The 11919-nt window shown below is 70.6% G+C and carries 8 protein-coding genes; 3 read left to right on the forward strand and 5 right to left on the reverse strand.

What is annotated here, in order from left to right:
• Window positions 1–378: 378 nt before the first annotated feature.
• Both OF850_RS01770 and OF850_RS01775 read right to left on the reverse strand, forming a co-directional pair.
• A complete protein-coding gene (locus OF850_RS01770) occupies window positions 379–813 on the reverse strand; it encodes an OmpA family protein (RefSeq protein ID WP_301587945.1) in 435 nt (144 codons plus the stop codon).
• Entirely contained in the window at window positions 810–2042 is a 1233-nt protein-coding gene (locus tag OF850_RS01775; protein WP_301587946.1) for a cupin domain-containing protein, read from the reverse strand. Before OF850_RS01775 ends, OF850_RS01770 begins: the two co-directional genes overlap by 4 nt.
• Before the next feature lie 137 nt (window positions 2043–2179).
• On the opposite strand from OF850_RS01775, the gene OF850_RS01780 reads away from it, so the two are divergent.
• Together OF850_RS01780 and OF850_RS01785 are read left to right on the forward strand one after the other, a co-directional pair.
• The gene (locus OF850_RS01780; RefSeq protein ID WP_301587947.1) at window positions 2180–6700 is read left to right on the forward strand and encodes an NAD-glutamate dehydrogenase; all 4521 of its coding nucleotides are present in this window, start codon (window positions 2180–2182) and stop codon (window positions 6698–6700) included.
• Window positions 6697–7941, forward strand: coding sequence for an MFS transporter (locus OF850_RS01785; RefSeq protein ID WP_301587948.1), 1245 nt, complete (start codon window positions 6697–6699; stop codon window positions 7939–7941). Before OF850_RS01780 ends, OF850_RS01785 begins: the two co-directional genes overlap by 4 nt.
• On the opposite strand, the gene OF850_RS01790 is transcribed toward OF850_RS01785, so the two are convergent.
• The 3 genes from OF850_RS01790 to OF850_RS01800 form a co-directional block, all read right to left on the reverse strand.
• Window positions 7942–8820 (reverse strand): Bug family tripartite tricarboxylate transporter substrate binding protein, encoded by an 879-nt coding sequence (locus OF850_RS01790; RefSeq protein WP_301587949.1) that lies wholly within the window; start codon window positions 8818–8820, stop codon window positions 7942–7944.
• A gap of 181 nt (window positions 8821–9001) precedes the next feature.
• Window positions 9002–9991, reverse strand: a complete 990-nt coding sequence (locus OF850_RS01795; RefSeq protein WP_301587950.1) for a cyclase family protein — start codon at window positions 9989–9991, stop codon at window positions 9002–9004.
• Between the two features lie 88 nt (window positions 9992–10079).
• Window positions 10080–10778, reverse strand: a complete 699-nt coding sequence (locus OF850_RS01800; protein WP_301587951.1) for a CBS domain-containing protein — start codon at window positions 10776–10778, stop codon at window positions 10080–10082.
• Between the two features lie 138 nt (window positions 10779–10916).
• Between OF850_RS01800 and OF850_RS01805 the strand changes: the two genes are divergently transcribed.
• Complete coding sequence (locus OF850_RS01805; RefSeq protein WP_301587952.1) at window positions 10917–11888, forward strand: TAXI family TRAP transporter solute-binding subunit; 972 nt, start codon at window positions 10917–10919, stop codon at window positions 11886–11888.
• The last annotated feature ends 31 nt before the right edge of the window (window positions 11889–11919 follow it).

Consider the following 11919-nt stretch of genomic DNA (forward strand, 5'->3'; position numbering starts at 1 on the left):
GCCGGGCTGCGTCTCGGCTCCGCCCCGTCCTGTGCAGCGAAGATGGCGCTGGCCTAGTCCTTGCCCGCGGTCGAATGGTTGAACCCTGAGCTCCACGGCGTCACCCCCGTTGGGTGGTCGCGAAGTCGCCGACGAATCAGGCAAGGATGCGGCGTTCGGGCCCAGTTTTCGCCGCATCCTATTCGGGGTCACGTGGATGGCGCAGCGAGACGCCGAAAGGGCCGACCGCGGCGAGCCTCGCGCGAGCGGCGAAATGCGTCCATTCGATCCGGATGGCCTTCGCGAAACTCAGCCGCAATCCGGAGTACGCATCGCCCGCGACGCGAGGGGCCACCCATGACCCAGGCCATCAAATCCGTCCGAACTGTGGCCTCCGCGCTACGGCGAAGGCGGCATCAGCACCACGCGGACGCCGGAAGCACGGGCCACCCCGGCCGGGCCACGCTGCACGAAGCCGCGCGTGCGCGCCTCGGCGCGGATGCGGTCCCGCTCTAGCCCCATCTTCGCCAGTTCCTCGCTGATGGAGCGCGCCCGCCGTGCCGCCAGGCGGCTCGCCGTCTCCGCGCCGCCTTCATCCGGCGCTGCGAAGCCCAGAACGCACAGATTGCGCGAGGGCGTCGCCTTGGCCTGGGCCACGATTTCCCCCAGCGGGTCGAGCGCGGCGGCTTCCGCGCGGTCCCTCGCGCGACCGAAGGCGACGATCGCGTAATCCTCCTCCAGCCGCTCCGCGCCGACGCAGGAGAATTCGCGGATCTGGGCCCCAGCCGGCGTGGCGCTGAGCAGAAGCAGGGTGGCGAGGGCGGTGCGCATCATGCCGGCACTACCAACCCGGCAACCTTCAGCTTGCCGAGCAGCCCTGCGGCATCCGCGCCCGGATGCGCCTTCGCCAGCTCGCTTTCCGTCAAGTCGGGCCGCGCCAGCGCCCAGGCCGCCGCCTCTGCCTCTGGCGGGGAGAGCGGAAGCGCGCCGCTCGGCGTCTTCAGCACCCATTCCGTGCCGCGACGCACCGGCTTGGCCCCGGTCGCGACGATGCGGAAGGCGGTGGCGTCCGCCCCATCCGCATCGCCCGCGCCAGCACCCTCCGGCGCCATGCCGCGCCATCCCAGCAAGTCGTTGCCGCCTCGGCGGTAGCGAAAATCGGCGACGAAGCGCTCCAGCACCTCCATCACCTTGGGATCCTTGCACAGCTCGGCGATGCGCTGGCCCAGTTGCCCCGCGCGTTGCGTCAGCGCGAACTTGGCGGCGGCGGAGCCATCCTGGCGCGGCAGGGGCTGGCGGAAGGCGGCCTCGTAGAGCACGCGCTCGCCCAGGATGGTCATCAGATCCATTCCCACCGGCGCATGGGCGCCATAGGCGACGTGGACGGAAGCCGGCGCCTCGGCCAGCGCGTCGTGATACCAGCCGCGCGGCAGGTAAAGCAGGTCGCCCGGCTTCATCAGCACCTTGGCGCGCAACCTGCCCTTCGCCTGCTCGTGATGCTCCTGCGTCTGGGAGCGGAAGATGGGATGGCTGATCGGCCACTCGGCGCGGCCCTCCCACACGTTCCAGGTCTTCTCGCCCTCGACCTGCACTGCCCACACGTCATGCGTGTCGTAATGCGCCGGGAATGCCTTGTGCGACTGCCAGGAGATGTAGACATTCGCCTGCGCCTTCCCGAGGCCGGCAGATTCGATCGCGTGGGAAACCGATGCGAGGCCTGGCGTCAGGCTGTCCACGTCGTTCATGACGACGCTCGCCCCGCGCTTCACCCAATCGCGTACCTTGTCCACCACGGGCTGCATCAGCGTGCCGCCTTCGTCGCGCCCCGTGCTGCTCGCGCAGTATTCGTGCGGCGGCACGGGCTTGCCATCCAACACAAGCTTGAGCGAGTGCGACGACCAGGCGTGGGTCATGTCCAGCAGCCGGTTGATCTGCCGCCAGGACAGGACGGAGGCGAATTTCGCCGGGTCCCCCTTCAGGTGCAGCGGCTGCTTGTCATGGTATTCCGCGAAGAACTGCTCCGGCGTCATGGGCGCCAGAAGCTGGGCGAGGTTCATGGTCATGTCCGCCTCCATAGCGAATGCGCGACGGAACTTCACGCGCGGCCGGCAACCCCGACCCGTTCCACGACCTTGCCCCACCCGACCCTGGACGGGGAAGGCCCCCCTGGCCCATGGTCGGCCGCAACTGGAGGACACGGATGCCTGAAGCCCCCAATTCCACGCGCGACCCGTTGCGGCAGGAGATCCTCGCCGCGGCCTCCCGCCGCGTGCCCGAAGGCTTCGCGCAACGTCTCCTGCCGGCCCTGTTCCATGATGTTCCGACGCCGGAACTGGCCGCCCGGCCGCCCGAGGCGCTGGCCGCTGCCGCCGCCTCCCTGGCCGACCTCGCCGCGTCGCGCCGAAAGGACGAGGCGGCGATCCGCCTGACCCCGCCCGGCGCCGGTAGCGGCCCGCACGCCGTTGCGGAACTCGTGACGGACGACATGCCCTTCCTGGTGGACAGCGTCCTCGCCGCGTTGACCCAGCACGGGCGCGTCGTGAAGGAGTTGCTGCACCCGATCCTGGACGGGCAGAGCCTGATGCGCGTCAGCGTCGCCGCCGCGCCGGGCCAGCTTCTTTCCACGGCGCGGCCCGGCGACTGGCCGACCGTGGAGGCGGCGCTGCGCCGCGCCATGGCCGATGTGCGCGCCGCGGTGTCGGATTTCCCGCGCATGGCGGAATTGCTGCGCGGCGCGGAGGAGGAGGCCGGCGGCGGCGAGGCGGCCGAATTCCTGCGCTGGATGGGCGATGATAATTTCGTGCTCCTCGGCCACCGCCGCCTCGTCCTGAACGGGGAGGGAGCGGAAGCGGTGCCGGAGGAGAATCTCGGCTTGCTGCGCTCGCCCGAGCTTCCCGTCTTCGACGCGCTGGCACACTTGCCGGAGATCGCGCCCTCCATCCGCGCGGCGCTGGTGGAAGGTCCACCGGTCACCGTGGCAAAGGCGAACATGCGCGCGACCGTCCACCGGCCGCAGCATGCCGACGTGGTGGCGACACGCGGTCCCGATGGGGCGCGGCTCTTCCTGGGCCTCTTCGCCGCGGCTGCCTACAACCGCAACCCGCGCTCCATTCCGCTGCTGCGCGGCAAGGTGGAGCGCATCCTGGATGCGGCCGGCGTCTCGCCCTCCACCCATGACGGCCGCGCCCTGCGCAACATCCTCGACACCTGGCCGCGCGACGAGCTGTTCCAGGCGAGCGAAGCCGAGATCCTCGAAGGCGCGCGCCGCGCGCTGGACCTGACGATCCGTCCGCGCCCCGCCCTCTACCTGCGGCGAGACCCATTCGGCCGCTTCACCAGCGCCATTGCATGGCTGCCGCGGGAAAGCTTCGACACGCGGCTGCGCCACCATGTCGGCGGGATGCTGGCGCGCGCGCTCGGCGGACGGCTTTCCGCCTTCTACATCGCGCTGGGCGACGCGCCGCTGGCCCGCGTCCATTACATCATCGGCACCGACCCGACCGCCGCGCGCGAGGTGGATCAGGCGGCGCTGGAGGCGGCCATCACCCAGGCGGCGCGCTCCTTCCCCGAGCGTCTCGCCGAGGCCTTGTCGGCTGAGCGCGGCGAGGCGGCGGCCGGCGAGGCACTGTCCGTCTGGCGCGACGCCTTCCCGGCCTCCTACCGCGAGGGCGAGGATGCGGGCTCCGCCGGGCAGGACCTGGCCCTGGCCGAGCGGGCGGTCGGCACGAATCGTCCCGCCGCGCTTCTGGCCCGCGCCCCGGGCGCGCCCGCCGACCGCGTCGTGTTGCGCCTTGCCATGCCGGGCGCACCGCTGGCCCTGGCCGACGTGCTGCCCATCTTCGAAAGCCTGGACCTCCGCGCCATCGAGGAGGTGCCGCATCGCCTTTCCCCGCAGGGGCGCGAGGCGATGACGCTGCACGTCTTCCAGCTCGACGTCCGTGCGAAATGGGAGGAGGGGCGGGCGCCACTTCTGCTCGACGCGCTCGACGCCTTGCTGTCCGGCCAGGCCGAGGCGGACGGGTTCAACCGGCTCATCCTGCGCGCCGGCCTTTCCTGGCGCGAATGCTGGCTGCTCCGCGCCATCTTCCGCTGGTGCAAGCAGGTGGGCTTCCCCTTCGCGCAGGAGAGCGTCACCGCCGCCCTGGCCCAGGAGGCGAAGGCCGCTGGGCTGCTGGTGCGCCTGTTCCACGCCCGCTTCGCCGAGGAACCTGGAGGGAATGAGGAGGAGGCCGAAGCCGCCTTCGCCCGGGCCCTGGACGAAGTGGCGGACCGGGATGCCGACCGCATCCTCCGCCGCATGAAGGTCGTGCTGGACGCGATGCTCCGAACCAACTTTTTCGGTGAGAAGCCCTACCTCGCCTTCAAGCTGGATAGTGCGCGGGCGGGCGACATGCCGGCACCGCGCCCGTGGCGGGAGATCTTCGTCCATACGCCTACAATGGAAGGCTGTCACCTGCGCGCCGGCCCCGTCGCGCGCGGCGGCATACGCTGGTCCGACCGGCGCGAGGATTTCCGCACCGAGATCCTTGGGCTGATGAAGGCGCAACGCCTCAAGAACGTCGTCATCGTCCCTACCGGCGCCAAGGGCGGCTTCGTCCTGAAGGGCGTGGTCCCGACGGAGCGCGAGGCGCTGCAGCAGACCGGCATCGCCGCCTACAAGAGCCTCGTGCGCGGAATGCTGGATCTGACGGACAACTTGCGGGGCAAGGAGGTGGTGACTCCGCCTGGGATCCGCCGCCGCGACGGGGACGACCCCTACATCGTCGCCGCCGCCGACAAGGGCACCGCCACCTTCAGCGACATCGCCAACGGGCTTTCGGACGAATACGGGTTCTGGCTGGGCGATGCCTTCGCCAGCGGCGGTTCCGCCGGCTACGACCACAAGGGCATGGGGATCACGGCGCGCGGCGCCTGGGTGATGGTGGAGCGCCATTTCACCGAGACGCTGGGCCGCTCCATCCACGACGCGCCCTTCACCGCTTCGGGCGTGGGCGACATGTCGGGCGACGTCTTCGGCAACGGCTTGTTGATCTCGAAGCAGACGAAGCTGCTCGCCGCCTTCGACCATCGCCACATCTTCCTCGACCCCGATCCGGACCCGGCCGAAAGCTACGCGGAGCGGGAGCGCCTGTTCGGTCTCCCGCGCTCCTCCTGGGCCGACTACGACGCCGGGCGCATCAGCCGGGGCGGCGGCGTGTTTTCGCGCCAGCAGAAAACCATCCCGCTCTCCCCCGAGGCGCGCGAGATGCTGGGCATCGAGGCGGAAAGCGCGGAGCCGGCCGAGGTGATGCGCGCCATCCTCCGCATGAGGGTGGACCTGCTGTACTTCGGCGGCATCGGCACCTACGTGAAGTCCTCCGCCGAAAGCCACGCCGATGCGGGCGACCGCGCCAATGACGCGATCCGCGTGGATGGGAAGGACCTGCATGCCCGCGTGGTGGGGGAGGGGGCCAACCTCGCCGTCACCCAGTCCGGGCGCGTGGAGGCGGCGCGGGCCGGCGTCCGGCTCAACACCGACGCGATGGACAATTCCGCCGGCGTCTCCACCTCGGACCACGAGGTCAACATCAAGATCCTGCTGGCCGATGCGGAGGCGGAGGGCGTGCTGACCCGGCGCGGCCGCGACGACCTCCTGGCCGCCATGACGGAGGAAGTCGCGGCGCTGGTGCTGCGCGACAACCACCTGCAATCCGTCGCCCTGTCGCTGGAGGGCATGGCCGGCGCCGCTGCCCTTCCGGCCCACACGGCCCTGATGGCGCGGCTGGAGGCCGAGGGCATCCTGGACCGCGAGGTCGCGGGCCTGCCCGACGCGGCCGCGCTCGCGGAGCGCATCGTCGCCGGGGACGCGCTGACCCGTCCCGCCATCGCCGCCCTCATGCCCTTCGCCAAGCTCTGGCTCGCGGAGGCCCTGGGCGAGAGCACTCTGCCCGATAATCCGGAATTCTCTGAACTCCTGCACGACTACTTCCCGACGCCGCTGCGCGAGGAGCCCTATGCGGGGTTCATCGCCCGCCATCGCTTGCGCCGCGAACTGGTCGCGACGGCGCTTTCCAACCGGGTGGTCAATCGGCTCGGCCTCGCCGGCCTGTCGCGCCTGACCGCAGAGGCGGGCCCAGCGGAGATCGTCGCCGCCGCCTTTCTAGCGGATGCGCTGTTCGGGCTGGAAGCGCGGTTCGAGGAAGCGGAGGCCCTGCCGCCCGACGAACGCCTCGCCGCGCAATGTGCCCTGCGCGAATTGATGGAGGCCGCGACGGCGGAGTTGCTTCCCTTCCTGCGCCAAGGCATCGGCCCAGCCCTGACGGAGCTTCGCCCTGGCCTTGCGGCCCTGGCGGTAGGGCAGGAAGCGGCCAGCCTTCGCGACTTCCTCCAGAGCGCGCCCCGCCTCGCGGTCGCGCCTCCCATCCTGCGCCTTGCCGCCCGCCAGGGCGCTGCTCCGCCGGAAGCCGCGAAGGCCTGGGAGGAGGTGGGGCAGCACTTCATGCTCGACGCGCTGCGCGATGCGATCCGCCGCGCCCCGCTGCGCGGCCCCTTCGCCGACCGTGCCCGTGCCGCCCTTCTGGGCGAGCTGCGCGACATGCAGTCGCGCCTGGCAGCGTCGGTGCTGCAAGGCCGTGCCCCGGAACCGGGCGCCGCGGTGCCACTGCTGCGCGATGCGACGCGCACCCCGGACTTCGCTGCTGCCAGCGTGGCCCTGCGCGCTCTCGCGCTGGTGGAGGCATGACGCGCCGCGAATGGGCCTGGGCCTCCTATGATTGGGCCAACAGCGCATTTCCGACCGTCGTTTCCACCTTCGTCATCGCCGCCTATTTCACCCGCGGCATCGCGCCCGACCCGGTGACGGGACAGGCCTGGTGGGGCTGGATGCAGGCCCTGACCGGCCTCGCCATCGGCCTGGCCTCGCCCGTGCTGGGGGCGATGGCGGATGCGGGCGGGCGGCGGCGCTTCTTCCTCGCGGTGTTCACGGCGCTGATGGCGGCCTGCACCGCCTCCATCTGGTTTGCCCAGCCCAGCCCGTCATGGGCGCTCTGGGCGCTGGCCTCCGTGGCGCTCGCCACCTTCTGCTTCGAGCTTGGCACGGTGTTCTACAACGCCATGCTGCCTGAGGTGACGGCGGCCTCGCGCATCGGCCGCGTCTCGGGCATCGGCTGGGCGCTGGGCTATGCCGGCGGCCTCGTCTGCCTGCTGGTCTGCCTCGTCCTGCTCGTGCAGCCCGATCCTTCGCCGCTCGGCCTCGATCGCGCGGCGGCGGAGCATGTGCGGGCGACGGCGCCGCTTGTCGCGGCATGGCTCCTCCTTTTCGCGTGGCCGCTGCTGATCTGGGCCCCGCCCGAGCGGCGCGGCGGCGACTGGCGCAACGGCTTCGGCGAGGTGCTGGGCACGATCCGCCGCCTGCCACGGCGCCCGGCGCTGCTGCGCTTCCTCCTCGCCCGGTTGCTCTACACGGATGGGCTGAACGTCCTTTTCGCCTTCGGGGCGGTCTTCGCCGCCGGGGTCTTCGGGATGGGCTTCGAGGAGATCCTGCTTTTCGGCATCGCGCTGAACGTGACGGGCGGGCTGGGCGCGCTGGCCGGTGGCTTCGCGGAGGAAAGGCTGGGCGCACGCAACGCGGTGCTGTTCTCGCTGCTTGCCTTGATGGCACTCGGCTCCGCCATGCTGCTGGTCGAGAGCAAGTTGGCCTTCTGGGTGCTGGGCGTTGCGCTCGGCCTGTTCTTCGGGCCGGCCCAGGCGGCCAGCCGCTCCCTGATGGCGCAGATGGCCCCGCCCGGCGAGATGGCGGCGCATTTCGGCCTCTTCGCCCTCAGCGGACGCGCGACGAGCTTCCTTGGCCCGGCACTGCTGGCACTGGTGACGACGGCGACGCGCTCCCAGCGATGGGGGATGGCCGTGGTGCTGATGCTGCTGGGCGGCGGCGCGGCCATCCTCGCGACGCTTCCGCGTCGGGCCGCGCCTGCCGAGGCGTGATCACCCCTCCGCCGTGATCCCCGCCTCGCGGATCACGCGCGTCCAGCGCTCGCGCTCGGCCTGGAGGAAGGCGGCGGCGTCGCGCTGCCCGCGGAACCGCGCGGCCACGCCCTGCTGGGCCATGGCCGCCACCAGCTCGGGGTCGCGCAAAGCACCATCCAGCGCGGCCTCCAGCCGGTCCAGCGCCGGCTGCGGCGTGCCGCGCAGCGCCATCAGCATGTGCCAGGATCCGGCCGTGAAGCCGGGCGCACCGGCCTCGTCTGTGGTGGGCACCTCGGGCAGAAGGGGCTCGCGACGAGCCGATGCCACGGCCAGGACGCGCACGCGGCCGCTTTCCACAGCGCCGCGCATCAGCGAGTAGCCGTCGATGATCATCTGCACCCGCCCGCCGGCGAGGTCCTGGATGGCCGGAGCGCTGCCGCGATAGGGCACGTGGACGATGTTCAGGCCGAACTCGCGCTTGAACAGTTCCAAGGCGAGGTGGGTCGGCCCGCCCGCCCCGGCCGAAGCGCCGTTCAGCCGCCCCGGGTTGGCGCGGGCATAGGCCATCAGTTCGGCCAGATTGCGTGCCGGCGTGTCGTTGCTGACGGCGACGACCAGGAAGCTTTCCATGGTCTGCGCCACGGGAACGAAATCGCGGACCGTGTCGAAGGAAAGGTCACGGTAGAGGGAGTTGGTGACCGCCAGGTTGCCGACATTGCCGTAGAACAGCGTGTAGCCGTCGGTGCCGGATTTGGCGAAGGCATCCATGGCGATGTTGCCGTTGGCGCCGGCGCGGTTCTCGATGACGAAGCTCTGCCCCAGCCGGTCGGCGACGCGCGGCAGTACGAGGCGTGCGACAATGTCCACCCCGCCCCCGGGCGGGAAGCCGACCAGCACGCGGACCGGCCGCGTCGGCCAGTTGCCCTGTGCGTGGGCGGCGAGTGGAAGCAGGAGTGGCGCAGCCAGCGCCGCGCGGCGGGGCAGTGTGATGGCGGTCCTCCCTCGGGGCGTCTTCGCACCTCGATGGGAGGCTGGCCCGGCTTCGCGGCGCGACGCAAGCGAAACCGGGCCGGATGGGTCAGAACATCGCGGCGGGCGCCACGGTGCTGCCCGTGAAGCCCCGCATCCGCAGCGGCTGCATCATGAAGCAGAACTCCGAGCGCCCCGTGGAGACCATCTCCGTGAGGTTCATGTTCTCAAGCAGATGGACACCGTTCACCACCAGCGCGATCTGGTGCACGGGCAGCGAGGCGTGCGGCATGGTCTTGGACGGCGCGCATTCCACCGGCCAGTTATCCGAGCCGAGCAGCAGCGGGTTGCGCTCGATGAGCCACTCCGCCGCCGCCACGCCGATTCCGGGGCAGCCTCGCACGTAGCGCGCATTGTCCCGGCCCCAGAGGTGGCCCCAGCCGGTGTTGATGATCATGGCGTCGCCTTCGCGCAGCTCCACGCGCTGGCGCCGCAGGGCCTCCTCCAGGTCCTGGACCGTGATCTCGTAGTCGTCGGGCAGGGTCTGCACGCCCTTCAGCCCGGCCACGTCCATCAGCACGCCGCGAGTCATGATGGTGCCGACCGTCTCGATCCCCATCTCCGTGAAGCCGCCGCGCGACGAGATGGAGGGGACGTTGACGCAGTTATACGTCTCGTCGCCGATGGTCTGGTGCGGGAAGCCGTCGAATTGCGTCCCCACCTGCGCCATCTCGCCCACCACCAGCTCCTCGTTGGAGCCGCGCCGGTTGGCCTGGGGGTTCATGAACATCTGCTTCAGGTGCACGTCGAAGCGCCGCGTCCCGAAGAAGGGCATTTCCTGCGACAGCATGTGGCCCAGCTCGATCTTGCGCCCCTCGCGGATCATCCCCGCGGCGTCGCGCATCCGCTCCGGCGTCAGCAGGTTCATGGAGCCACGGCGATCATTCGGCCCCCAGCGCGACGGGCAGCGCTGTGCTGAGGCTGGAGGCGACCAGCCCGATCCCTGTGCCTGGACCGGTGTGGCGGTCAGGCCGAGATGGGCCGAGCCGCAGGCAAGGCAGGCGCCGAAAAGCGACCTGCGCGAGAATCCCTTCATCATCGTTCCCTCCGCGGCCGGTCCTCTGCAGGGACCGCGCCGCCTTGGAAAGCTTACCACTGCGCTGAAAAAAACTGCCAGCGCATTGAAGTCAGGTGCCGGACATCATCACGGCAGGCATTGGGATGGTCTCGTCGCGCACCCCGCGCACGCCCGGGACGGACTCCGCCAGCACGCGCAACCCGCGCCGCACGGATTCATCGCGCATGAAGCCGTGAAGCTCCACAATTCCGTCCTTCACCTCGATCATGGTGTGAAAGCCGTCCACCCAGGGCTGGCGGCGCATCAACGCCAGCACGGCGCGACGAATCCGCTCGTCTGAGCAATCGGCGGGCTCGGCCGAGGGGGCGACGAGGGCACGCAAGAGGTCGGCGCGGCTGACGATGCCGCGCAGCCGCCCATCCTCGATGACCAGAACGCGGCGGATGCCCCGCTCCTCCATCAGCGCCGCCACCTGGCTGGCGCGCATGTCGCTGGCGACGGAGACGACCTCCTCCGTCATCACGTCGGCGGCGCGAAGGCCGTGGGTGCGGGCGAAGCGGTCGGCCATGGCGCCCGGATCGCTGAACAGGGTGCGGAACCAGGAAGCCGGGCGTTCCTCCTCGCCGGCCAAGCGGCGGATCAGGTCGGCCTCGGTCACGATGCCCATCACGTCGCCCTTCTCGCCCAGCACGGGCACGGCGCTGATGCCGCGCTCGGCCAGGAGGCGTGCGATGGCGAAGACGGGGGTGGCGAGGGGGACGGTGACGACCACGGTGGTCATCAGGTCTCCGGCGGTGAGGCGGTTCATGGCAGGGTCTCCAGCAAGTTGCCCTGTCTTGCGACACTCCAGGGACCGGCCGCCTTGATCCCGCGCAAGGGCTTTGCTTTTGCGAGGCGTCTCGCTTAATGCAGACAAAACGAATCAATCAGTCCGGAGGAACAAGCCTTGAACCGCATCAGCCGCCGCGCCGCCCTTGCCTTGCCCGCGATCCTGGGGGCTTCCACGGGCGCCCTGGCTCAGGGTCAGCAACTCGTGATTGCAACCGGGACGACCGGTGGCGTGTACTATCCGCTGGGCGGGGCGCTCGGGAACTACCTCAGCCGCGCCCTGCCCAACACCTCCGCCACGGCCGAGGTGACGGCGGGCTCCACCGCGAACTTCCAGCTTCTTGGCGCGAACCGCGCGCAGATCGTGTTCGGGCAGGTGGACGCGGCGGTGGACTCAATCCGCGGCGCGGGCCAGTTCCGCGGCCGCCAGGTGCCGACGCGCGCCATCGCCGTGCTGTATACCAACCGCATGCAGGTGGTGACCACGGCGGACCGCAACATCCGCACCATGGCCGACCTGAAGGGCAAGCGCATCTCGACCGGCGCGCCGCAGAGCGCGACGGAACTCTTCGCCTCGCGCCTCATCGCCGCCGCCGGGCTGAACCTCAACAGCGACTTCCGTGGCCGCGAGCGCCTGTCGCCGGCGGAAAGCACCAACGCCATCCGCGACAACAAGATCGACGCCTATTTCTTCGTGTCCGGCGTGCCGACCAGCGCCATCACCGACCTCGCGGCGACGCCCGGCACGCAGATCGTCCTGATCGATCACGCGGAGTTCCTGGAGCCGATCGTGCGCGAGAACGGCCCGGTCTATTTCGCCGAGGAAATTCCGGCGAACACGTATCCCGGCCAGACGCAGGCCAACAAGCAGCTTTCCGTCGCCAACATCCTGGCGGTGCGCGAGGACGCCTCGCCCGATCTCGTCCGCTCGATCCTGACGACGCTGTGGGAGAATCGCGAGGATTGGGGCCGCGTCCATGCCGAGGCACGCAACTTCAGCGTCCAGGGGCAGAAGACCGCCGCGGCGGGCGTGCCCTGGCACCCGGCGGCCGAGGCGTTCTGGCGCGGTCAGGGCGCCAACCTGGGCTGACCGGACCTCCGGCGCTTCCTCGAGCCAATAC

It is taken from the genome of Sabulicella glaciei (genome assembly GCF_026183895.1).
In the GTDB taxonomy this organism is placed as follows: Bacteria; Pseudomonadota; Alphaproteobacteria; order Acetobacterales; family Acetobacteraceae; genus Roseococcus; species Roseococcus glaciei.